The 20,630-nt window shown below is 69.2% G+C and carries 22 protein-coding genes, 2 tRNA genes, 1 pseudogene and 1 riboswitch; of the genes and pseudogenes, 12 read left to right on the top strand and 13 right to left on the bottom strand.

Going from position 1 to position 20,630, the window contains the following annotated elements; all coding sequences use genetic code 11:
* Positions 1-258: 258 nt before the first annotated feature.
* The 4 genes from E1292_RS14315 to E1292_RS56110 form a co-directional block, all read right to left on the bottom strand.
* Positions 259-2,346 (bottom strand): WXG100-like domain-containing protein, encoded by a 2,088-nt coding sequence (locus tag E1292_RS14315; protein ID WP_132595626.1) that lies wholly within the window; start codon positions 2,344-2,346, stop codon positions 259-261.
* The gene (locus E1292_RS14310) at positions 2,343-2,645 is read right to left on the bottom strand and encodes a hypothetical protein (protein ID WP_165974530.1); all 303 of its coding nucleotides are present in this window, start codon (positions 2,643-2,645) and stop codon (positions 2,343-2,345) included. Before E1292_RS14310 ends, E1292_RS14315 begins: the two co-directional genes overlap by 4 nt.
* Positions 2,642-3,043 (bottom strand): YbaB/EbfC family nucleoid-associated protein, encoded by a 402-nt coding sequence (locus E1292_RS14305; protein ID WP_132595624.1) that lies wholly within the window; start codon positions 3,041-3,043, stop codon positions 2,642-2,644. The genes E1292_RS14310 and E1292_RS14305 overlap by 4 nt, the downstream gene beginning before the upstream one ends.
* Positions 3,044-3,266: 223 nt before the next feature.
* A complete protein-coding gene (locus E1292_RS56110) occupies positions 3,267-3,491 on the bottom strand; it encodes an IS3 family transposase (protein WP_439331889.1) in 225 nt (74 codons plus the stop codon).
* A gap of 18 nt (positions 3,492-3,509) precedes the next feature.
* Here E1292_RS56110 and E1292_RS56105 point away from each other — a divergent pair.
* Positions 3,510-4,327 (top strand): annotated as a pseudogene (locus E1292_RS56105) (IS1634 family transposase); the annotation flags it as partial.
* A 166-nt stretch (positions 4,328-4,493) separates the two neighbouring features.
* On the opposite strand, the gene E1292_RS14290 reads toward E1292_RS56105, so the two are convergent.
* A tRNA-Pro gene (locus tag E1292_RS14290) sits at positions 4,494-4,570 on the bottom strand.
* 89 nt (positions 4,571-4,659) lie between these two features.
* Here E1292_RS14290 and E1292_RS14285 point away from each other — a divergent pair.
* Positions 4,660-4,730, top strand: a tRNA-Gly gene (locus E1292_RS14285).
* A 67-nt stretch (positions 4,731-4,797) separates the two neighbouring features.
* On the opposite strand, the gene E1292_RS14280 is transcribed toward E1292_RS14285, so the two are convergent.
* Positions 4,798-5,442: a class I SAM-dependent methyltransferase family protein gene (locus E1292_RS14280; RefSeq protein WP_132595621.1), complete on the bottom strand. Its 645-nt coding sequence runs from the start codon at positions 5,440-5,442 to the stop codon at positions 4,798-4,800.
* 103 nt (positions 5,443-5,545) lie between these two features.
* On the opposite strand from E1292_RS14280, the gene E1292_RS14275 reads away from it, so the two are divergent.
* The gene (locus tag E1292_RS14275; RefSeq protein ID WP_132595620.1) at positions 5,546-6,169 is read left to right on the top strand and encodes a nucleoside/nucleotide kinase family protein; all 624 of its coding nucleotides are present in this window, start codon (positions 5,546-5,548) and stop codon (positions 6,167-6,169) included.
* A 117-nt stretch (positions 6,170-6,286) separates the two neighbouring features.
* Here the strand turns inward: E1292_RS14275 and E1292_RS56100 are convergent, their stop codons facing one another.
* Positions 6,287-6,364 (bottom strand): 50S ribosomal protein bL37, encoded by a 78-nt coding sequence (locus tag E1292_RS56100; protein WP_371252575.1) that lies wholly within the window; start codon positions 6,362-6,364, stop codon positions 6,287-6,289.
* A 135-nt stretch (positions 6,365-6,499) separates the two neighbouring features.
* On the opposite strand from E1292_RS56100, the gene E1292_RS14270 reads away from it, so the two are divergent.
* The 3 genes from E1292_RS14270 to E1292_RS14260 all read left to right on the top strand — a co-directional run bounded on the left by E1292_RS14270 (position 6,500) and on the right by E1292_RS14260 (position 9,526).
* On the top strand, positions 6,500-7,279 hold the full coding sequence (locus tag E1292_RS14270) for a DeoR/GlpR family DNA-binding transcription regulator (protein ID WP_132595619.1): 780 nt from the start codon (positions 6,500-6,502) through the stop codon (positions 7,277-7,279).
* Positions 7,276-8,358, top strand: coding sequence for a galactose-1-phosphate uridylyltransferase (galT, locus tag E1292_RS14265; protein ID WP_132595618.1), 1,083 nt, complete (start codon positions 7,276-7,278; stop codon positions 8,356-8,358). The genes E1292_RS14270 and galT overlap by 4 nt, the downstream gene beginning before the upstream one ends.
* Positions 8,359-8,424: 66 nt before the next feature.
* Positions 8,425-8,567: riboswitch (cyclic di-AMP (ydaO/yuaA leader) on the top strand.
* 5 nt (positions 8,568-8,572) lie between these two features.
* On the top strand, positions 8,573-9,526 hold the full coding sequence (locus E1292_RS14260) for a coiled-coil domain-containing protein (protein ID WP_132595617.1): 954 nt from the start codon (positions 8,573-8,575) through the stop codon (positions 9,524-9,526).
* Between the two features lie 41 nt (positions 9,527-9,567).
* On the opposite strand, the gene E1292_RS14255 is transcribed toward E1292_RS14260, so the two are convergent.
* Together E1292_RS14255 and E1292_RS14250 are read right to left on the bottom strand one after the other, a co-directional pair.
* On the bottom strand, positions 9,568-10,266 hold the full coding sequence (locus E1292_RS14255; RefSeq protein WP_132595616.1) for a response regulator: 699 nt from the start codon (positions 10,264-10,266) through the stop codon (positions 9,568-9,570).
* Complete coding sequence (locus E1292_RS14250; protein ID WP_132595615.1) at positions 10,263-11,462, bottom strand: sensor histidine kinase; 1,200 nt, start codon at positions 11,460-11,462, stop codon at positions 10,263-10,265. The genes E1292_RS14255 and E1292_RS14250 overlap by 4 nt, the downstream gene beginning before the upstream one ends.
* A gap of 203 nt (positions 11,463-11,665) precedes the next feature.
* On the opposite strand from E1292_RS14250, the gene E1292_RS14245 reads away from it, so the two are divergent.
* Entirely contained in the window at positions 11,666-12,490 is an 825-nt protein-coding gene (locus tag E1292_RS14245) for a hypothetical protein (RefSeq protein WP_220446818.1), read from the top strand.
* An 85-nt stretch (positions 12,491-12,575) separates the two neighbouring features.
* On the opposite strand, the gene E1292_RS14240 is transcribed toward E1292_RS14245, so the two are convergent.
* Entirely contained in the window at positions 12,576-13,880 is a 1,305-nt protein-coding gene (locus E1292_RS14240) for a M50 family metallopeptidase (RefSeq protein WP_132595614.1), read from the bottom strand.
* Positions 13,881-14,035: 155 nt separating this feature from the next.
* On the opposite strand from E1292_RS14240, the gene E1292_RS14235 reads away from it, so the two are divergent.
* Positions 14,036-14,632 (top strand): response regulator transcription factor, encoded by a 597-nt coding sequence (locus E1292_RS14235; protein ID WP_132595613.1) that lies wholly within the window; start codon positions 14,036-14,038, stop codon positions 14,630-14,632.
* Between the two features lie 114 nt (positions 14,633-14,746).
* Here the strand turns inward: E1292_RS14235 and E1292_RS14230 are convergent, their stop codons facing one another.
* Complete coding sequence (locus E1292_RS14230) at positions 14,747-15,862, bottom strand: PP2C family protein-serine/threonine phosphatase (RefSeq protein ID WP_132595612.1); 1,116 nt, start codon at positions 15,860-15,862, stop codon at positions 14,747-14,749.
* A 118-nt stretch (positions 15,863-15,980) separates the two neighbouring features.
* Here E1292_RS14230 and E1292_RS14225 point away from each other — a divergent pair, with 118 nt between their 5' ends.
* A complete protein-coding gene (locus tag E1292_RS14225; protein WP_132595611.1) occupies positions 15,981-17,210 on the top strand; it encodes a GNAT family N-acetyltransferase in 1,230 nt (409 codons plus the stop codon).
* A gap of 15 nt (positions 17,211-17,225) precedes the next feature.
* On the top strand, positions 17,226-17,372 hold the full coding sequence (locus tag E1292_RS51065; RefSeq protein WP_165974529.1) for a hypothetical protein: 147 nt from the start codon (positions 17,226-17,228) through the stop codon (positions 17,370-17,372).
* Here the strand turns inward: E1292_RS51065 and E1292_RS14220 are convergent.
* Positions 17,369-17,836, bottom strand: a complete 468-nt coding sequence (locus E1292_RS14220) for a ribose-5-phosphate isomerase (protein WP_132595610.1) — start codon at positions 17,834-17,836, stop codon at positions 17,369-17,371. The genes E1292_RS51065 and E1292_RS14220 overlap by 4 nt on opposite strands.
* A gap of 91 nt (positions 17,837-17,927) precedes the next feature.
* Here E1292_RS14220 and def point away from each other — a divergent pair, with 91 nt between their 5' ends.
* Together def and E1292_RS14210 are read left to right on the top strand one after the other, a co-directional pair.
* Positions 17,928-18,413 carry a peptide deformylase gene (gene def / locus E1292_RS14215; RefSeq protein ID WP_132595609.1) on the top strand — a complete coding sequence of 162 codons (486 nt, stop codon included), beginning with the start codon at positions 17,928-17,930 and terminating at the stop codon, positions 18,411-18,413.
* Positions 18,414-18,422: 9 nt separating this feature from the next.
* Positions 18,423-19,151: an SDR family oxidoreductase gene (locus E1292_RS14210; protein WP_132595608.1), complete on the top strand. Its 729-nt coding sequence runs from the start codon at positions 18,423-18,425 to the stop codon at positions 19,149-19,151.
* 25 nt (positions 19,152-19,176) lie between these two features.
* Here E1292_RS14210 and E1292_RS14205 read toward each other — a convergent pair whose 3' ends face one another.
* Positions 19,177-20,580, bottom strand: coding sequence for an aldehyde dehydrogenase family protein (locus tag E1292_RS14205; protein ID WP_132595607.1), 1,404 nt, complete (start codon positions 20,578-20,580; stop codon positions 19,177-19,179).
* Between the last annotated feature and the right edge of the window lie 50 nt (positions 20,581-20,630).

The raw sequence follows: 20,630 nt of genomic DNA, 5'->3' as shown, positions 1-20,630 counted from the left end.
CACGTGCTCACAAATGCAGCTGGTCACCTCCGAGTGTGATTACTGCGGCAAGGTCACGGACCGCGTCCGCACAGGGCTATGCGTCGTCGGCTTCCCATCCAGCTCGCCTTCCGTCTCTGCCCTGCCTGTACGGCCGGCACGGGAAGCTCGTGAACCGTATCTCGCCCCAGCTGGAGTATGACTGGGAGATGTTCCACAGCTCTCAGATGAGCGTACGGTCCCAGGGGCCTGAAACGACGTTCATCTATGGATGATAGATCACTGGTAGGAGTTCCACATTTGCTGGAACCGCAGCCATCCTCGGGAGTCGAAACCGGGCGGGACGATGTCAAGCCGGTCGTCGAGGCCGGTGAAGTGGGCGAGAGCGTTGACGGTCCTGACGTAGTTGAGCACGTTGAGCAGATAAACCCGATCACCTCTGGTGAGCTCCTCGTTCTCGTCGAGCCGTCGGAGCAGGAGGGACGCCTCTGCCAGGGTCTTGACCGGGTAGGGGTGTAGCGCGTCGACGAGGAGATACGACCGGGAGTCGAGGAAGACGACGTTGCCCCGGCCGACCATGTCCATCGTCTCGCCGGTCCATTGGCTGTAGTGCAGAGCGTTGCGTGTGAATTTCCGGATCTCGGCCATGAGCTCGGGGTTGTCCTGCGCCAGGTGGAACAACCTCGTGAGTGACGGACTTCGTTGCGCGTCAAGGAAAAGCTCCTGGCCGAAGCGAGCCGGGCCGATGTTTTCCAGCCAGCGCCGTCCTGCTTCGAGGTACACGTCAGGAGGTGGATTCCGGTTGGCCTTCTCGGCGTATCCGGTCGCGAGATCCGGGCTGCTGAGGCTTTCCAATCCGTAGTACCGATGCTGGATGGTGACGATGGCGGGCATCTTGTAGATCCGCTCGGGGTCGGCTTTGACTGCGCCGACGATCTCGTTGAGAACGCGTCCAGGCCACGCGACTTCCCATACATAAGACCGCTGGCGGGGGACATGGTGGGCTCCGTGGAGGTCCTGGAGCATCGCGTAGCGGCTTTCCTTATCGCGCAGGATGCGCAGCAGCTCAAAGACCACGTCAGAGCGCCCGATGTGATCGGGATCGAAGTCCGGCGAGCGCCAGTTCATGACTCTGGCGGACGTGTTGTGGTCGATCTTGAGGATGCTGTCCTGGAGTTCGTAGACGAGGTGTTCGCCGCCGCGGGCGATGTAGATCGGCGCCGTGTCGCCGACCCCCATCAGGAATTCCCTCGTCCCTGGGCGCACGGCGTAAATGGAGTCACTCGGGGGTCGCCAGGAGGCCAGAGCCTGGTCCAGGGCATCGGTGAATCGGTTCGTGTCGCGGAGCCGGCCGGAGTTCACGGTGTCGTGCACGCGGCCGAAAGCGGCTGGATCGAGTTCTTCCAGACGGCGCAGCGGGGCCTCGAAGCGGGGATCGCCGATCCTGGTGTTCCAGTGGTGGGGGATCGCTGGAGAGGTCAGGTGCTGCCCGTCGGCGCCGAGCGCGCTGGAAAGGACGGTTTTGCCGAGGGTGGTCAGGTCCAGGTCGCCGTTATAGAGCATGGTGGCCAAGCTCGCCAGGCCGCCGGCCAGGCCGTACTGGGCGGCTTGACCGTAGAGGGAGTGGGTGGCGGCGGCGAGAAGTTTCTCCCACAGGCCCATCTCGGCTCGTGACAGGCCGAGCCCCTTGGCCAGAGCAGGGGTGGACAGCCGGGTCAGTCCGCCGGCCAAGGCACCTTTGAACAGGCCCATCAGGCCGCCGGTGGCTGCCGAGGTCGCGAGCTGGAGCTGGTCGAAGCCGTCACGGCGGCCGCCTTCGATCTGCAGGTACTGCACGGCAGCGCCCACGCCGGCGCTGATCGCGGCGAACAGCGCAATGTGGATCAAAGCCATTTTGGCGATCATCGCTACGGTCAGCCTGGCAAGTTGCAGACGGGCGGGGATGGCCGCGAGGCTGGAGCCGCCGGTGGCCGCGGCGGTGGCAGCCAGGTGGCCGAATTGCACGACCAACAACCACACCGTGGCCTCGATCAGGTACTTCGTGTGCTGGATCAGCACGCCGACCGCGTTCAGCTTGATCGCTGCATGGATCAGCCGGGTGACCAGGTTGGCGACGTGCTTGTCGGCAGTGATGGCGACGTGCTCGGCGAACGCCTGGTGGGCCGCGCCGTCCCAGGCCCGGCCGATCCGGCGGGCGCTGTACGGGTCGGCGACCGCGGTGCCCGCGACGATCTGGTGGGCGGCCGTCACGCAGGCGTCGGCGAGCCGGAAGCAACCTCCCTCATCGCCCTGTGGCCAGTCCGCCCCAACCACCCAGCCGATCGATGGCTTCATCCACGCGGGGATGAGCACGTCGTCGAAGCTCATCCAGCTGAGCTATCGCCGTCGGCCAGCTTGTAGTTGCGCACGCTGACGCGCAGCCTGTCGGCGCCTTCGCCAAGGGCGTGGATATAGGCATGGAAGGCGTCGAAGATTTCGTTCTCGATCTCCGGCAATTGGTTTTCCAGCTCGGCGCCGTACTGATCGTCTCCGAGCGTGCGGCGGTCGCGATCGAAGGCGGCACGCAGGATGTCGCGGGCGCGAGCGATCCGCGTCTGCTGGTCCTCGGCGGAACTGGCGCTGGCTTCTAGCGCGGAATACTCGACGTGCATGCCGTCGAAGGTCACCGGCGTGGCGGCGCGTCGACGCCGAGGTCGAGGGGTTGGGGCAGCAGCGAGTCGAGGGTCATGCCAGGGCCGAAGATCTCCTCGTTAGGCAGGTCGTCGGGGAGCAGCGGGCGTATGAGCTCCTCGGCGCGGGCGGTCGCCTGCGCGGTGGCTTGGGCGATCTGCTCCATGATGGCGGCGGCCAGTTCGGTGGCCGACAGAGTGCGGTGAACGCGCGGGTTCAGCTCGATGGCGTAGACCTGCCCGCGTGCTCCCAGGGTCACGCCGACCATGCCGTCTCGGGACTTGGAGGTGCACCGCAGCTCATTCAACTCGCGGTGTAGGTCGTGGACCTGCTGGGCGCGCCGGTTGTATTCCATGGCCAGTTCGTCGATGGTTGCGCGAAAGCTGTCAGGCATTCCCACTCCCGTTAACTTCATATGTCCAGTGCGTGATCAACCTATCGTGTGAGCTGCCCCGGGTTGGTAGGAGGCTCCCAAGACTGGAAGGCTGGGAGTCGTGCCCGCACCGAGGAAGACGCGGGCCTCGTCGTTACGGGTTTCCAGTCAGGAATGCTGCGCTCCGGACTTGCCGGCCAGCAACTCTTTCGTGTGTCAATCCCCTCAAACCGTGGAGACGGTCCTATGCCACAGCGGCCCTCAGCAGGGCCGATGATGCCTGCCTCTTCTCGATCATCTGACGCTCGAATGTGACAGGCGACAGCCCATCGTTGGCGCTGTTCCTCCGCTTGACGTTGTAGAAGTCCGCGACCCAGGTCGCGATCTTCAGCCGAGCCTCCGCACGTGTCCTGAAGCGCTGCCGGTGCACGAACTCGACCTCCAACTCGCCCACAACGAGGGGATCCATCGCCAAAGCCGCCAAGATGCCTCCACACTGGCCGCCTCGCACTGGGTCGGCCCAGGCGCCCACGTCGACGGCCTGCCCGCCTGCTCCGACGACGCCTGCTACCGGGCGATGGACTGGCTGCACCAGGTCCAAGACTCCGTCGAGCACAAGGTGTTCGACCAGGTCGCCACCCTGCTCAACCTGGAAGTCGACTCTGCTGTTCTTCGACACCACCTCCACCTACTTCGAGATCGACGAACCGGACGAGCCGATCGCCCGCGATCGGCGCGGCATCCGGCTGCCAGACCCCGACAACGGCGACGACAACGGCGATGGCGGTGGTGACGAGGCGGTGATGAAGGGCTTCCGCTCCCGCGGCAAGTCCAAAGACCACCGCGACGACCTACCGCAGATCGTCATCGGCATGGCCGTCACCCGCGACGGCATCCCGGTCCGCATCTGGTCCTGGCCCGGCAACACCACCGACACCGCCCTGATCCGCCAGGTCAAGGACGACATGCGGGACTGGACCCTATCCAAGATCGGTGGGTCGGTGATCGCGGCTTCGCCTCCGCCGACAACCGCCGCTACCTGCGCCAAGGCGATCACCACTACATCATCGGCGAACGGCTGCGTTCGGGCTCGGCCGAGGCCAAGGGCGCGCTGTCCCGCCAGGGCCGCTACCAGGACGTGGCCGAGAATCTGAAGGTCAAAGAGGTCCGGATCGGCGAGGCCGACCGGTTCGTGATCTGCTTCAACCCCGAAGGCGCGATGCGCGACGCCGCCATCCGCCAGCGTCTGATCGCCCAGTGGTGATCGCCGGCACCGACACGCTCAGCGTTACCAAACGCGCCGATTTCGCGGCAGGAGCAGAACCCTCCCGAGATCGAGCAGCGTCTGCCTCGGCGTCGGTCTGGGGCGAAGCGTGATGGGACGACATGAGCGCGTGCGTCCGTGAGCCAGACCCTAGTCACTCACTAGTCACCCAGAAGGCCCCTTCCGGATCGGAAGGGGCCTTCTAGCTGGTCGGGGCGACAGGATTTGAACCTGCGACTTCTTGCTCCCAAAGCAAGCGCGCTGCCAAGCTGCGCCACGCCCCGTCTCGCCGAGTGCGCATGCGGTCCGCGACTCCGGTACGCTTACGCCCTGACGACCGGATGAAGTCTAGACCAGACTTCGACCGGTTCGCGCGGACGTAGCTCAATGGTAGAGCCCTAGTCTTCCAAACTAGCTACGCGGGTTCGATTCCCGTCGTCCGCTCCCATGAGGAGAAGGCCAGGTCATCCGGCCTGAGGGGCCTGGCCTTCGTCGTGCCGGGCACTGGTGCTCAACCGTTGCCGAGCAGATCGTAGCCGACGAACGTGAACATGCGCTTTCCCGTGATCAGGGGCCGTGGGGAGCCGGTGAAGCGGTGCGCGCCGACGCCGAAGCCGGCGTCCGGTCCGGACAGCCATGCGAGGCGGAAGCCGCGTTCCTCGAACCACCGGCAGATCTCCGGCACCAGGTCGGGGGGCTTGCGGTGGCGCGTCCAGATGACCGTGCCGCCCGTCCGGCACAGCTGGGCGCACGTGTCGACCGTACGCTCGACGTCCTCGTCCGTGATGTTGCCGAACACGCCGCAGGCGAGCACGATGTCGGCGGGAGCCATGCCCCGGTAGTGGTCGGTGAGCGCGGCGTCGGCCGTGATCACCTCGACCTGCTCCAGCCCTCTCGTCCTGGCCGTCTCCTCGGCGACCGCGGTGTTGCGCGGGTCGAGCTCCACGAGACGCGCCAGCACGTCCTCGCGGCGGGGATGGCCGGCGAGCACCTCCAGCACGTCACGGCCCTGCCCCGCGCAGAGGCTCACGAGCCTCAGCGGGCCGGGCGGGCAGGCGTCGAGCGCCAGCCGGATCCGCTGCCGCACGACCCGTAACCGTTGCGTCAGCCGCGAGCCGGGGTCGTCGTACGCGTCGTGCCACGTCTGCCAGTCCATGGGCGAACCCTACGATCGAACGCCTCCGGATGTTCTGCACACCTGTTCCGCGCCCTCCGCGCGGCGGGGACGCCGGGCGGAGGGCGCTCGTAAGCTGGTGCCGATGCGTGCGCGACCGATCTCCCGTGACGTTCTCGTCGACGAGCTGGCCGAGCGGATCTCCGGGTGGCCCCGCGAGCGCCGGGTGCGGGTGGCCGTCGACGGTGCGCCTGCCGGACGGCCGGAAGCGCTGGCCGACGACCTGGTCGCGCCGCTCCGGCTGCGCGGCCGGTCCGTGCTGCGGGTTTCCGCGGGCGACTTCCTGCGGCCCGCGTCGCTGCGGCTGGAGCACGGCAGGGCCGATCCCGACGCCTTCTACGAGGACTGGCTCGACGTCAAGGCGCTGCGCAGGGAGGTGCTGGATCCCCTGGATGAGGACGGCTCGGGGCGGGTGCTGCCGGCCCTGTGGGACAGCCGGATCGACCGGGCGTACCGGCTGCCCTACGAGGAGCTGCCGCCGGGCGGGGTGGTGATCGTGGACGGGACGCTGCTGCTGGGGCGGGGGCTGGCGTTCGAGCTGGGCGTGCATGTGTGGTTGTCCGCGGCGGCGCTGGGCCGCCGCACGCCCGAGGAGGAGCGGTGGCGGCTGCCCGCCTACGAGCGGTACGAGCGCGAGGTGCGGCCCCAGGAGGCGGCCGACGTCGTGATCAGAGCCGATCATCCCGACCGGCCGGCGCTCCTCCTGTGACCTCAGGCGCCGGCTGCCGCATCCGGACGGCCGGATGCATGCGGCCATCCGCTCCCGCAGCCGCGCGTCGAGCTGCCGGGATGGGGCCGGAGGTGGCCGCCGGCGGGCGGCCACCTGTCAGCGTGCCGTCGGGCGCTTGCCGTGGTTCGCCTTCTTCTTCTTGCGTGCCTTGCCCTTGCGTGCTCGCCTGGCCATAAGCTCGCCTCCGGATGATCGGTGTTCTCCCAACGTCTCTCGCCCGTGCTGACCAGCGCAAGTGATCCGTACCGAACTAACATTCCCCAACAGCGCCGTGTCATAATTTGGTGGAATCTGTTGGAAGGAGCGGGCGTGCTCGCACAGCAGCGGCAGCAGACGATCCTCGAACGTGTGCGCAGCAACGGCGGCGTCCGGGTCGCCGACCTCGTACGCGAGCTCGGCGTCTCCGACATGACCATCCGCCGCGACCTCGAGGTGCTGGCCGAGCGCGGTCTGCTGGAGAAGGTGCACGGCGGCGCGACCGCTCTCGGTCCCGGATCGACCGAGGAGCCGGGCTTCACCGCGAAGTCCGCCCGCCAGCAGCAGGAGAAAGAAGCCATCGCGCGGCACGCGGCCAGGCTGGTACGCCCCGGCACCGCCGTGGCGCTGTCGGCGGGCACCACCACGTGGGCGCTGGCCCACCATCTGATCGGCGTCCCCGAGCTGACCGTGATCACCAACTCGATCCCCGTCGCCGAGGTCTTCCACCGCAACCCGCGCGCCGACCGCACCGTCGTGCTGACCGGAGGCGTACGCACGCCGTCCGACGCGCTGGTCGGCCCGGTGGCCGTGGCCGCGATCCGCCGCCTGCACGTGGACACGCTCTTCCTCGGCGTGCACGGGATGAGCGTGCGGGCCGGGTTCACCACGCCCAACCTGCTGGAGTCGGAGACTGACAGGGAGCTCGTGACGGCCGCGCACCGGCTGGTCGTCCCCGCCGACCACACGAAGTGGAACACGGTGGGCATCAGCACCATCGCCGAGCTGAGCGAGGCCGACGTGGTCATCAGCGACGCGGGGCTGCCCGAGGACGCACGCACCGAACTGACCGAACGAGCCGGAGAACTGATCATCGCGGAGGGCACGCATTGAAGCGCACCGTCACCCATCTGGCCGACGGCCGAGAGCTGATCTACTTCGACCGGCGTGACGACGCCGACCGGAGCGCGATCGACCGGCGCCCGCTGGAGCCCCGGCCGGTGGCGTCCGAACTGCGCTACGATCCGCTGACCGAGGAATGGATCGCGATGGCCGGGCACCGGCAGACGCGGACGTTCCTGCCGACGGGCACCTCCGCCGAGTGCCCGTTGTGCCCGTCGTCGGACACACGGGCGACGGAGATCCCGGCCTATGACTACGACGTGGCGGTGTTCGAGAACCGCTTTCCCTCTTTCTCCACGAATTTCGGGACATATCACGATGTGGGCGGGCTGAGTGAGGTTCGTCCGGGAGTGGGGCGGTGCGAGGTGGTGTGCTTCACAGCAGATCACTCGTCGTCCTTCTCCAAGCTCTCCGACGCCCAGGTGCGGCTGGTCATGGAGGCGTGGGCCGACCGTACGGCCGAGCTGTCCGGGATCGAGGGCGTGGAGCAGGTCTTCTGCTTCGAGAACCGGGGCGAGGAGATCGGCATCACGCTGGCGCATCCGCACGGCCAGATCTACGCCTACCCGTACGTCACGCCCAGGACGAAACTTCAGCTCGGCGCCGCGGCCCGCTACCAGGGCGCGGGCAACCTCTTCGCCGACGTGCTGGCCGCCGAGCGCGCCGCCGGGACACGGGTGGTCGCCGGCAACGAGCTGTGGACGGCGTTCGTTCCCGCGGCCGCGCGCTGGCCGTTCGAGGTGCACGTGTATCCGCACCGGCAGGTGCCGGACCTGGCGGCGCTCACGGAGGAGGAGCGTGCGGCGTTCGCCCCGCTCTACACCTCGGTGCTGCGGGCCTTCGACGGGCTGTTCGGGGTTGTGATGCCGTACATCTCGGCCTGGCACCAGGCCCCGGTGCGGCGGGACCGCGAGCTCGCGTACCTGCATCTGGAGCTCTTCAGCATCCGGCGGGCGCCGAACAAGCTCAAGTATCTGGCGGGCTCGGAGTCGGCCATGGGCGCGTTCGTCAACGACGTGTTGCCGGAGGAGGCCGCGCGCATGCTCCGGTCACAAGTAGATCAAGAATAGATTTCGGCTTAAGGTCGCATGACTCGTGATCTACCACTAATATCCCCTTATGCATCGGCCGTAACAGCCGTTGCACCGCCTAATCCCGGGCGAGTTGCCCGGGAGCCGGGGACCCATCGCACCTGGGGTGAATCCACTTCGGTGGTAGGGAAACGCAGCTCCCATACCCGAACCCGTCAGCTAACCCGGCCGGCAGAGGGAGAGGAACACCTACGTGGCGGCTTCGTCCCCCGCGAGTCTTGCCATCGGTCTCATCACCGCCGCCGCCGTCGTCGTCTCGGCGACCCCGGCGTCCGCGGCCCCCAAACCCAAGGAGTCGGAGCTGCGCGCGCAGCTCAAGCAGCTCAACAACAAGGTCGACAAGCTGATCGAGGCGTACAACCTCAAGCGCGTCGAGCTGGCCAAGGCGCAGGAGTCCGCCAAGGCGGCCAAGGCCCGGCTGGCCACCGCCGAGGAGGCGCTGACGACGGCCGAGAAGCGCGTCGCCGAGATAGCACGTCTGCGCTACCAGAACGGCAACCCTGCCGTGCCCGCCTTCATGCTGCCCGAGAACAGCGGCGGCGCCGCGGTGCTCAACCAGGTCACCGCCGAGCAGCAGGCGTTCGTGCAGGGCGTGATCAAGGCGCGCGACGAGAAGAAGAAGGCCGCGGTGGAGGCCGACGAGCTCGCCGACAAGATCCGCAAGGACGCGGCCGAGGTGGCCGGCCGGCGCGACGAGGCCGAAGACGTCATCGACGACATCCAGAAGAAGCTCCAGGACCTGGTGCCGTTCGGCACCAACCGCAGGGCCGACGGCGGCTGGGCGCCCGAACTGCCGTCCGGCTCCGACAACATCACCCCGCGCACGCGGCTGATGAAGGAGCAGATCGGCAAGAACTTCGCGCTGCCCTTCACCGTCGGCTGCTTCCGCTCGGGCTCGAGCGGCGAGCACCCCCTGGGCCGGGCCTGCGACTTCATGATGAGCACGGGCGGCTCGATGCCCTCCGCCGCCAACGTCGCCCTGGGCGACCGCATCGCGGAGTGGGCCATCAAGAACCAGAGCAAGCTGGGCGTCAAGTACGTGATCTGGAAGCAGCGCATCAACCACGGCTCGGGCTGGAGCTCGATGTCCGACCGCGGCAGCATCACCGAGAACCACTACGACCACGTGCACATCTCGATGAACTGAGGGCCGGGGGATCACTCGGCGGCGGGCCACCGGTTCGGCGATCAGCGCGACGACGGGTTGACGAGCCCGCCGTCATAGGCGGCGATGACGAGCTGGGCCCGGTCGCGGGCTTGCAGTTTCGCCAGGAGCCGGCCGATGTGGGTCTTGACCGTGCCGACGGTGAGGTGCAGGTGCTCGGCGATCTCGGAGTTGGACAAGCCCGTGCCGACGAGGGTGAGCACCTCGCGCTCGCGCTGGGTGATGTGGCCGAGGTCGCGCGTGGCCGGGGCAGGATGGGAGCGTCGCACGACGTCGGCGATGAGCCGGCGGGTCACGGTGGGCGCCAGCAGCGCCTCGCCGGCGGCGACGACCCGGATGGCGGCCAGCAGCTCGGTCGCCGTGGCGTGCTTGAGGAGGAAACCGCTCGCGCCGGCCCGGAGCGACGCGTAGACGTAGTCGTCCTGGTCGAACGTGGTGAGCATCAGCACGCGCGTGCCGGGAATGGCCGGGTCGGCACAGATCCGCCTGGTCGCCTCGATGCCGTCCATGTCCGGCATGCGCACGTCCATGAGGACGACGTCCGGACGATGCCGGCGGGCCAGGTGCACGGCTTCGGCGCCGGTGCCCGCCTCCCCCACGGTGGCCAGCCCCGGCGTGGTGTCGATGAGGACCTTGAAGCTGTCGCGTACGAGGACCTGGTCCTCGGCGAGCAGCACCCGGATGGGCGCGGACTGACTGTGCGGGGCGGCGTCGATGCTCATGCCGGGTCGCCGTTCGGGTCGTAGGGCAGCCGGGCCGCCACGCGGAAGCCCCCTTCAGGCCGCGATCCCGCGCTGAACGTGCCTCCGTACGCCTTCGCCCGTTCCCGCATGCCGATGAGGCCGTGTCCGCCGTGGCCCGGTCGCGACGGCCGGCCGTGGCGGGGGCCGTCGTCGACGACCTCGATCACGGCTTCGCGCCCGTCGACGTCCACGGTGACCGAGCAGCGCGTCGGCCCCGCGTGGGTGACGACGTTGGTCAGGGCCTGTTGCACGATCCGGTAGACCGACACCGCGACCGCGGGAGGGAGCGCGGCCTCCTCGCGGACGGACAGAGCCACCTCGACCCCGGCGGAACGGGCGTGTGCCGCCAGCTCGGGCAGGTCCGCCATGCCGGGAACAAGCAGGCCGGCCTGCTGGGGATCGGCGTCGGAGCGCAGGAGGTCGAGCACGCGGTGGATCTCGGTGAGCGTGCTCCGGCTGGTCTGCTCGATGACGGACAGCGCGGCACGGACCTCCTGCGGGCGGGCGTCGGCGACGTGGTTGGCGACGGTGGCCTTGACCGCGATCAGGCTCATGCTGTGGCCGATGATGTCGTGCAGCTCCCTGGCGATGCGCCTGCGCTCGTCGCCCACCGCGGCCTCGGCGAGGTGGCGGACGAGGCGGGTGGTCGTGTCCCGCTTCCAGCGCACGGCCGTGCCGAGCGTCCAGGCGGCCGCCAGCAGCACGCCGATCATGCCGATCTCGATTGGCCAGTAGGGAGGCAGCTCGCTGGGCGTGCCCGCGGGCGAGAGGCCGGGAAACACCTGGGCGTAGAAGATCAGGACCGTGATCGCCGCGACGGACAGGCAGGCCGCCAGGCCTGCCAGCGACCAGGCGATCGAGGCGGTGGAGGCCACGAGGTACAGAACGAGCACGGTCGGCAGGAAAGACACCGAGAGCGCGCCCGCCGCGGCGGCGCCGGCCACGATCGCCGCCGCACCCCCGGCGCATGCGAGAGCGAGCATGGCCGGCGGCCGGCGCCGCCGGAACGCGACGGGAAAGCTCACGACCGCCGCGACCGGCCAGGCCGACCAGGCGGGCCATGACGGCGACGGCCCCGGCGGATCGACCAGGGTGTAGCCGACGAGCAGCGTCACGATGACCGCCACCACCGCGTCGGCAGGACCACTCCGGCCGAGCCGCCGAGCCCAGTTCATGACGAGAAGTTATCGCCTCACCACGTCATCCGGCATCTGCCCACGGTAGGACAACCGCGTCTGTCCGGGGTCGTACCGGCCTCGTGCATGCCGCACCAAGATGCGACCCCAGCCGGACGCGCTCCCGCCGCGCCGCCCATCACCATGCTGCTGGGCCCGGCACACAGAGCCGCGCCGACACCGACAACGACGGGCAGGAACGCATGCATGTTGAGCTTCGCCGGCGGATCACGCGATGGCGACGGGCCGGCGCGGAGCGACGGGCCGTCAACGCCACGGCCAACCTGAGCCGGCAACCGCCGTTCCCCGGACGATGGGTGAGCGCCGTCGCGCTGATCAGCGGCCCTGCCCTGCTCATGACCGGGATTCTCCTACGCTCCCCGTTCCACTTCTTCTTCCCTGATCAGCTCGCCGCCTACACCAGGCACCCCACCCTGGTCACCGCCGCCTATGCCTGCTTCGCCTGCGGGATCATCCTGCTGTGTCCTGCGATCATGACGCTGGCGCAGAGGATCGCCGCCACCGCACCGCTGTGGGGGTTGTGGGGCGGCTGCCTGGTGATCGCCGGCCTGTTCACCCGGACCTTCCAGTACGGCACCGACCACCTGGCCTTCCACCTGACCGACAGCCTGGGCCTGTCGTCGATGATCAACGGCATCGACGACTATTACCTGGCATGGCGGGACACGCGCTGGCATCCGTTCAGGACGTTGTCGGGGCCGGCCTTGCTGGGCTGGATCGTGCTGGCCGTCGGCGCCTACCGCTCCGGCGCGCTGGGTCTGGGCCGCTCGGTCGCGCTCGGCCTGATGTCGGCGCTCGCGCTCGGGACACTCAAAGGCACCCAGATCCCGCAGTCGGTCATCGCCGCGGGCGGGATCTGCGTCGCGCTGATCCCCCTCGGAATCTCGCTGCTGCGCAGCGGCCCCCCGCCGGGCAGACGCGCCATGATCTGGCTCGCCGTCATCCTCGGCTGGCTCATCCTGGGTGCGGCCTTCGGCCCCGCCTTGGCGCCGTTCACGCGGGGCTGAGAAAGCCCGGCCGTCAGCTCACGCAGAGCTGAGACAGCCCGGCCGTCAGCTCACGCAGGGCTGAGACAGCCCGCCGGTCAACCCGTCAGCCCGTCAGCCGCAGCGGGTTGACCAGGTCGGCGTAGATGAGCAGGCCCGCCATGATCATCATGACGATCGCGATCGCGTAGGTCAGCGGCAGCACCTTGGCGATGTCCACGTAGCCGGGCTCGGGCCGGCGCATGATCTTGGCGTAGGCCCGCTTGAGGCCCTCCCACAGGCCACCGGCGATGTGCCCGCCGTCGAGCGGCAGCAGCGGGATGAGGTTGAACATGCCGATCGCCAGGTTGAACCCGGCCAGCAGGTTGACGAAGATGGCGATCTTCTTCTCGTTGGACAGGTCGGAGGCGAGGATCTCGCCGCCCATGCGGCCCGCGCCGACGACGCCGACCGGGCCCTCGGGGTCGCGCTCCTCGCCGGAGAAGGCCGCGTGCCAGACGCCGACCATCTTCTCCGGCAGGTTGAGCAGCGAGCCCGCCACCCTGCCCGTCAGCTCGCCCATGTAGCCGATGACCTGCCCGAGGTTCTGTTGCTGCATGACCTCGGTGGGCAGCACGCCGAGGAAGCCGACGTTCCTGTCGATCTTCTGCGGGTCTTCGAGGTTGGGGCGGTCCTGGGCGATGAGCGTGACGTTGAGCGTCATCGGCTTGCCGTCGCGGACGATGCCGAGCCGCGCGGCACCCGGCCCGTGGGAGCGGATCAGGTGGGTGGCGGCGGCCCAGTCGGCGATCTTCTTGCCGTCGAGGGAGACCAGCCGGTCGCCGGACTTCAGGCCGGCCTGGGCGGCGGGGGTGGGCCTGTCGGTGGGCTTGCACGTGGTGCGCTGCTCCGAGACGGGGATCACGCACGTGTTGGTCTCGGGCGAGACGATCGGGGCCCACGTGGGCAGGCCGATGCCGACCAGCAGGATGCTGAAGAAGACGAAGGCCAGCACGAAGTTCATCGCCGGGCCGCCGGACATGATGATGACCTTCTGCCACCACTTCTTGCGGTAGAAGACGCGGTCCTCGTCGCCCGGCCGCACCTCTTCCAGGGCGGCGTCGCGGGCGGACTCGATGAGCCCCTGGAACGGGCCCGTCGCGGTGCTCCTGGCCTTGGAGGGGTCGTCACCCGGCCGCGGAGGCAGCATGCCGATCATGCGGATGTAGCCGCCGAGCGGGATCCACTTGATGCCGTACTCGGTCTCGCCCTTCCGCCGCGACCAGGCCGTCGACCCGAAACCCACCATGTACTGGGTCACCCGCACACCGAAGATCTTGGCGGGCACCAGGTGACCGAGCTCGTGCAGCGCGATGGAGAACATCAGCCCGAGGAGGAAAAGGATGATCCCCACGAGATAGAGCCAGTTCATCTAGTCGCGCTCCACGGCAGACGGCAGGACCGGCGAAAAAACCGCCAACCCAAGGGTAGTCGAATCTGCCGCGCGGTACGGCTTGCCCGCTTTTTGGAACGCATTGACAGTACGCGATCAAACGATCACCCTAAGAGACGATGAAGGGGGAGTCCTTGATCCGCATACTGATCGCCGAGCACCTGCCGTTGGTGCGTCGTGGCCTGCTGGCCATCCTTGGAGCCGAGCCCGATCTGCGGGTCGTGGCGCAGGCGGGATGCGCGGACGACGCGGTGCGGGCGGCCATCGAGAGCTGCCCCGACGTGGCCGTCGTCGACGCCGGCCTGCCGGGGAGCCCCGTTCTGGCGGGGCTCTCCGAGCAGGCGCCGGGATGCAGGGTGCTGATGTTGTCGGCCGATCCCCATCCAGGGCAGGTGCGCAGGGCGCTGGCCGAGCGCGCACTGGGGTTCATGAGCCTCTGTGTGCCGCCGGAGCGGCTGGCCGAGGGGGTGCGCCTGGTGGCTGCGGGCCGCCGGGCCATCGAATCCGAGCTGGCCGCGGCCGCGCTCCAGTGTGAGACGAATCCGCTCACCAGGAGAGAGCTCGACGTGCTGCGCGTCGCGGCCGGCGGGGCCCGCTCGACCGAGATCGCCGACCAGCTCTTCCTGTCGGTGGGCACCGTGCGCAACCATCTGTCGCGCATCATGTGCAAGACCGGGGCCCGCAACCGCCTCGACGCCGTGCGCATCGCCAGCGACCAGGGCTGGCTGTGACGGGACCCGGTGGAGCCGCGCCGCTCCGCCGGGGCCCGAACCTCTAGAGGATCCCAGCAGCGTCGAGCACGCTGCCAGTGACTGCCAACACGACCTGAACCATGTGGTTCGTCATCAGGGGCGCCAGATCAGCACCAATGCGCAGTCGTCGTTGTGGCCGGAGGCCATGGCGTTGACCAGCGGCCGCGCGCCGTCGCGGAAACCGGACGGCAGCAGCCGCTCCGCCTCGCCGAGCAGCCGGTCGAGCCCGGCGTCGATGTCGCGCCCCGGTTGTTCGATGAGGCCGTCGGTGAAGAGCAACAGCGCATCGCCCTTGCGCAGGGTGCCGCTGTCGGGCTCGCAGTGCAGGTCGGGCACCACGCCGAGCACCACGCCCTTGGCCGTGGCCACCTGCCAGTTGCCCGTGCCCGCGTCGAACTTCACCACCGGGGGATGCCCGGCCGAGGTGATCGTGTAGTCGCCCGTGTCGAGGTCGAGCCGCACGTGCACCGCGGTCACGAACCCCTCGTCGCCTCGCTGGCGGTGCAGGTAGGTGTTGCACGCGGGCAGGAAGTCGTCGACCGATCCGAGCAGCCCGCCGAACGTGCCGGACAGCAGCAGCGCCCTGGTGCCCGCGTCGACGCCCTTGCCGGACACGTCGACCAGGGCGATCTCGACGGAGTTGCCGTCGCGCATGGAGACCAGGAAGTCTCCCCCGAACGACGACCCGCCGGCCTGCTTGAGCACCACCTTGCCGCCCCAGTCCTTGGGCAGCGGGGGCAGCTCGCCCTGGCTCCTGAGGCGGTCGCGCAGCTCCAGCAGCATGGCGTCGCCGCGCAGCCCCTGGACGCCGAGCTTTCCCCTGGTGCGGGCCATGAGCACGGCGAGCACCGTGGTGAACACGATCGTCACGGTCAGCCCGACGCCGATCCGGCCGGGGCCCAGCCCGATCGCGATGTAGCCGAGCGCGACGCCGACGCCCACGAGGAGCTTGACCAGGCTGCGCAGTCGAAGCTGGAGCCCGCCGATCAGGGTGACGAGGATGAGCAGGGAGGGCGAGAACCATTCGGTCGAGGCCTTGACCGCGAGGAACCCGATGACGAGCGCGAGGACGGTCAGCGTGATGAGCAGGTTGCGGTCGCGGGCCAGCGGCCCTCGCCGGATGAACCGGACGGCGGCCACCAGCCCCGGCACCCGCACCAGGACGGCACGGACCCGTGGCGGGATCAGCGGCGCCGGTCGGGAACTCATGATGGGCCTGACTGTATCGGTCTGACCCGTGTTTGGGCAGCCCACTTGACCAAGGCCTTGATCATTAAGCACGGATATTCGGTGGCCCTCCCGCTTTGCCCGCTCCTACCGTGGACAGATGACGTATCCGATCCGCCCGATTGACGAGTCCGAGTGGCCGGCGTTCGCGCTGGTGCTCGAAGAGGCGTTCGGCTGGCGGCCGAATCCCACGCAGAACGAGCGCTACAAGGCCGAGACGGAGTTCGACCGCACGCTCGCGGCCTTCGACGGAGACCTTGTCGCGGGCGTCACGTCCATCTACAGCCTCACCATGACGGTTCCCGGCAGGCAGCTCCCGGTCGCGGGCGTGACGGCCGTCAGCGTGCTGCCCTCCCATCGCCGCCGCGGCGTTCTGTCGTCGCTGATGCGCAGGCAGCTCTCCGACATCCGGGAGCGGGGGGAGAGCGTCGCCGCTCTCTACGCCTCCGAGGCTTCCATCTACGGCAGGTACGGCTACGGCAGGGCGTCGAGCGAGCTGTCGTTCCACCTCAGGAAGCAGGGTTCGGCGTTCGTCGCCAACGCTCCGTCGGACCCGTCGCTCAGGCTCAGGGTCGCCAGGCCCGCCGACGTACGCGCCGACCTGGAGAAGGTGTTCGCCTCCGTCGTGGCCCGGCGTCCAGGGCGCTACGAGCGCAACGCGCGGTTCTGGGACAACGTGCTGGCCGACGAGGAGGCCGACCAGGGCGGGGCCGGCCCGCTGCGCTCGGTGCTGGCCGAGGACGACGGCGGCGTGCGCGGTTACGCCCTGTTCCGGATCAAGTCGTCGTGGGACGCCAACGGCCTCCCCGATGGAGAGCTGAAGCTGCAGGAGTTGGAGGCGGCCGACCCGGCGGCCTACGCGCTGCTGTGGCGCAGCGTGCTCGACCGCGATCTGGTCTCCCGGGTCGACGCCCGTCCCAGGCCGGTGGACGACCCCCTGCTCACGCTGCTGGCCGACCCGCGGCAGGTGCGCGCGAGCTGGAACGACGAGCTGTGGGTGCGCCTGGTCGAGGTGGAGGGCGCTCTCGTCTCCCGGTCCTACTCCGCGCCGGTCGACGTGGTGATCGAGGTCGAGGACGACGTGTGCCCGTGGAACGCCCGGCGCTGGCGGCTCACCGCCGGCCAGGCGGGCGCGGAGTGCACGCCCGTCGAGGACCAGCCTGACGTGACGCTGCCGGTGACCTCGCTCGGCTCGGCGTTTCTCGGTGACGGCCTGCTCATGCAGCAACTGGCGGCGGGGCTGGTGCAGGAGCACTCCCCTGGTGCGCTGCGTTCGCTGGCCACCGCCATGTCGTGGAGCCCGAAGCCATGGTCGGGGCTGACGTTCTGACGTAGGGTCGGGGACATGGCCCTGCAAAGCCTGCAGATCACTGCGACCGTCGCCATGCGTGCCCGCGACGTGTCGAGACCGTCGAGGGAGCAGCAGGAGGCCGCCGACCGGCGGCCTCTGCGCGACGAGATGCCCAGGCGCGACGCCAAGCGCAAGGGCTAGGGCAGGGAGGGCAGCTGGCCGATCGTCTCGTAGGTGTCGAGCTGCGCGATCCGCCTGCTGTGGCGCTCGCTGCCGGAGAACGACGTGGTCAGGAAGACCTCCACGAATCTGGTCGCGTCGTCGACGGCGTGCATGCGCGCGCCGACGCTGACGACGTTGGCGTTGTTGTGCTCGCGGGCCAGTGCGGCCGTCTCCTCGCTCCAGGCCAGTGCCGCGCGGATGCCGCGCACCTTGTTGGCGGCGATCTGCTCGCCGTTGCCCGAGCCTCCGATGACCACCCCCAGGCTGCCGGGGTCGCCCGCGACGCCTTCGGCCGCGCGCAGGACGAACGCGGGATAGTCGTCCTCCGCGTCGTAGACGAAGGGCCCGCAGTCGATCACGTCGTGACCGTGGTCCTTGAGCCAGGACACGAGGTGGTTTTTCAGCTCATAGCCGGCATGGTCGGCACCGATGTAGACACGCACGTGACCAGTCTTCCACAGCCTCGCCGATCGGGCCCGCTTGCTAGAGTAAGGACCCGTCCCGCAGTCCAGTCCTTACGAAAGCAGAAATCGTATGCGCGAGATCCGCATCATCGGCGATCCGGTGCTGCGCACGACCGCCGATCCCGTCACCGACTTCGACCGCGACCTGCGCCGGCTGATCGACGAGATGTTCCAGGCGATGTACGCGGTCAACGGTGTCGGCCTGGCGGGCCCCCAGATCGGCGTGTCACGGAGGTTGTTCGTCTACGACATCAGCGGGCGCAAGGGCCACGTGATCAATCCGCGGCTGGCCGTCGACGATCCGGAGGAGGTGCTCGACGAGGAAGGCTGCCTGTCGGTGCCCGACCGCCGCACGGGCCAGCCGATCTACGCCCCCGTCGCGCGGTCCGCGGGCGTGACCGTCGAGGGCGTCGACCGGCTGCAGCGCCCCGTGCGCATCAAGGCGCGCGGATCGCTGGCGCGCTGCTTCCAGCACGAGACCGAGCATCTGGACGGCAAGCTGTACGTCGACCGCCTCCCCAGGAACGAAGCCCGCGACATCATGCTCAGGGCGTAGGTTGGCCGCATGAGCGTACTTTCAGGAAAGGGCGCACTGGTCACCGGAGGCTCCAGAGGCATCGGCCGGGCCGTCGTGGAGCGGTTGACCGGCGACGGGGCGGAGGTCGTGTTCTGCTACGAGCACTCGGAAGAGGCGGCGCGGCAGGTGGCCAAGGAGACGGGGGCGCACGCCGTACGCGCCGATCTGGGTGACGAGGACGATCTGGAGCGGTTGTTCGCCGAGGCGGAGGCGCGGCTGCCCGGACTGGACGTCCTCGTCAACAACGCCGCGCTGAGCCTGCAGAAGCCGCTGACCGACATCACCGGCGACGACTACGAGCGGGTCTTCGCTGTGAACACCCGGGCGGTGTTCCTGGCCACGCAGTGGGCGGGCCGGGTCATGCGCGACGGCGGGCGGATCATCACGATCTCGACGCTCAACACCCAGGTGCCCGCGCCCGGGCTGATGCTCTATTGCGGCAGCAAGGGGGCGGTCGAGCAGTTCGCCAAGGTGGCGTCACGCGAGCTGGGCGGGCGGGGCATCACCGTGAACGTCGTCTCGTCCGGCGCGACCGACACCGACATGCTGCGCGGCGCCAACCCGCCGGAGGCGCTGGAGCAGGCGGAGAGGTTCGCCGCGCTGCAGCGTCTCGGCAGGCCCGACGACATCGCCGCCGTGGTCGCCTTCCTGGCGGGCCCCGACGGGCGCTGGGTCACCGGCCACAACGTGCACGCCACCGGCGGGCTGTTCGTCTGACCCGCCGGCGCGCCACCTCCGGCGGCTACAGCTGCAGCGCCTTGATCTCCAGGAACTCCTCGAGCCCGTACTCGCCGAGCTCCCGGCCCACACCCGACTGCTTGTAGCCGCCGAAGGGGGCCATCGGGTTGAACCGGCCGCCGTTGACGGCCACCTGGCCCGTGCGGAGCCTGCGGGCGACCGACACGGCGTGTTCCTCGGTGCCCGCCCAGACGGCTCCGGCCAGGCCGTACTTCGTGCCGTTGGCGATCTCGACGGCCATGTCCTCGGTCGTGTACGGGATCAGCGACAGCACAGGGCCGAAGATCTCCTCCTGCTCGATCGTCATGCCCGGCTCCACGCCCGCGAACACGGTCGGCTCGACGTAGTAGCCCCGTTCGTGCGGCTGCTCGGTGCCGCCGGCGACCAGTCTGGCGCCCTCCTCCTGCCCCCTGTTGATGTAGCGGACGACGCGCTCGCGCTGGGTCGCCGACACCAGCGGGCCGATCCTGGTCGACTCGTCGAAGGGGTCGCCGACGGTGTAGCCGCGCGCCGTCTCGACGGCCAGCCGCACGGCCTCGTCGTACTGGTCGCGGTGGACGATCATGCGGGTCAGCGCCGAGCAGGTCTGGCCGGCGTTGACGAAGCAGTTGGCCACGCCCACCTTGACGGCCAGGGGCAGGTCGGCATCGGGAAGGATGATATTTGCCGACTTGCCGCCCAGCTCGAGCGCGACCCGCTTGACCGACTCGGCCGCGAGCGAGGCCACCCGCCGGCCCGCGCCGGTCGAGCCGGTGAACGACACCATGTCGACCTCAGGGTGGGCGGCCATGGCCTCCCCGACCACCGGTCCACGCCCGCTGACCAGGTTGAACACCCCCGCGGGCAGGCCGACCTCGTCGAAGATCTCCGCCAGCGCGTACGCCGCGAGCGGCGCCACCTCGCTCGGCTTCAGCACCACGGTGCAACCGGCGGCCAGCGCGGGGCCCACCTTGCAGATGATCTGGTGCAGCGGATAGTTCCACGGCGTGATCGCCGCCACCACCCCGACCGGCTCCTTGAGCACCAGCGAGTTGCCGGCCCGCGACTCGCGCGGATGGCTCTCGGCGAGCCGGGCGTAGGAGGACAACACGGTCGCGGGCATGAGCGTCTGCACCTTGAGCGCGAAGCCGAGCGGCGCGCCCATGTCGGTGGCGATCGTCTTGGCGATCTCGTCAGCTCGCTGTCTCAGCAGCTCGGCGGCGTCGCCGAGCAGTTTCCCGCGTTCGGCGGCGGCGGTGTCCGACCATCGGGGGAAGGCTTGCCTGGCCGCTCGCACGGCCGCCTCGACGTCGCCGGGCGAGCCCGCGGGGACGCGGTCGATGATCTCTTCCGTGGCCGGGTTCACGACCTCGATGGACTCGTCCGACATCGACGCGGTCCAGGAGCCGCCTACATAGAGCTGACGCATTGCACCATCCTGACAGCGCTTCACACGGCAATGCGAGGGCTCATCCCGGG

It is taken from the genome of Nonomuraea deserti (genome assembly GCF_004348685.1).
Classification (GTDB): domain Bacteria; phylum Actinomycetota; class Actinomycetes; order Streptosporangiales; family Streptosporangiaceae; genus Nonomuraea; species Nonomuraea deserti.
This window is presented reverse-complemented; position numbering and strand designations above follow the sequence as displayed.

What these genes read in the sequence shown, in the direction of transcription:
- E1292_RS14225 (WP_132595611.1), top strand. Translation starts at nt 15,981, where the DNA reads ATGACGTATCCGATCCGCCCGATTGACGAGTCCGAGTGGCCGGCGTTC.
- E1292_RS14245 (WP_220446818.1), top strand. Translation starts at nt 11,666, where the DNA reads ATGCATGTTGAGCTTCGCCGGCGGATCACGCGATGGCGACGGGCCGGC.
- E1292_RS14305 (WP_132595624.1), bottom strand. Translation starts at nt 3,043, where the DNA reads ATGCCTGACAGCTTTCGCGCAACCATCGACGAACTGGCCATGGAATAC.
- E1292_RS14255 (WP_132595616.1), bottom strand. Translation starts at nt 10,266, where the DNA reads ATGAGCATCGACGCCGCCCCGCACAGTCAGTCCGCGCCCATCCGGGTG.
- E1292_RS14210 (WP_132595608.1), top strand. Translation starts at nt 18,423, where the DNA reads ATGAGCGTACTTTCAGGAAAGGGCGCACTGGTCACCGGAGGCTCCAGA.
- E1292_RS14230 (WP_132595612.1), bottom strand. Translation starts at nt 15,862, where the DNA reads ATGAGTTCCCGACCGGCGCCGCTGATCCCGCCACGGGTCCGTGCCGTC.
- E1292_RS14250 (WP_132595615.1), bottom strand. Translation starts at nt 11,462, where the DNA reads ATGAACTGGGCTCGGCGGCTCGGCCGGAGTGGTCCTGCCGACGCGGTG.
- def (WP_132595609.1), top strand. Translation starts at nt 17,928, where the DNA reads ATGCGCGAGATCCGCATCATCGGCGATCCGGTGCTGCGCACGACCGCC.
- E1292_RS14315 (WP_132595626.1), bottom strand. Translation starts at nt 2,346, where the DNA reads ATGAGCTTCGACGACGTGCTCATCCCCGCGTGGATGAAGCCATCGATC.
- E1292_RS56100 (WP_371252575.1), bottom strand. Translation starts at nt 6,364, where the DNA reads ATGGCCAGGCGAGCACGCAAGGGCAAGGCACGCAAGAAGAAGAAGGCG.
- E1292_RS14240 (WP_132595614.1), bottom strand. Translation starts at nt 13,880, where the DNA reads ATGAACTGGCTCTATCTCGTGGGGATCATCCTTTTCCTCCTCGGGCTG.
- E1292_RS51065 (WP_165974529.1), top strand. Translation starts at nt 17,226, where the DNA reads ATGGCCCTGCAAAGCCTGCAGATCACTGCGACCGTCGCCATGCGTGCC.
- E1292_RS14205 (WP_132595607.1), bottom strand. Translation starts at nt 20,580, where the DNA reads ATGCGTCAGCTCTATGTAGGCGGCTCCTGGACCGCGTCGATGTCGGAC.
- E1292_RS14280 (WP_132595621.1), bottom strand. Translation starts at nt 5,442, where the DNA reads ATGGACTGGCAGACGTGGCACGACGCGTACGACGACCCCGGCTCGCGG.
- E1292_RS56110 (WP_439331889.1), bottom strand. Translation starts at nt 3,491, where the DNA reads ATGGATCCCCTCGTTGTGGGCGAGTTGGAGGTCGAGTTCGTGCACCGG.
- E1292_RS14275 (WP_132595620.1), top strand. Translation starts at nt 5,546, where the DNA reads ATGCGTGCGCGACCGATCTCCCGTGACGTTCTCGTCGACGAGCTGGCC.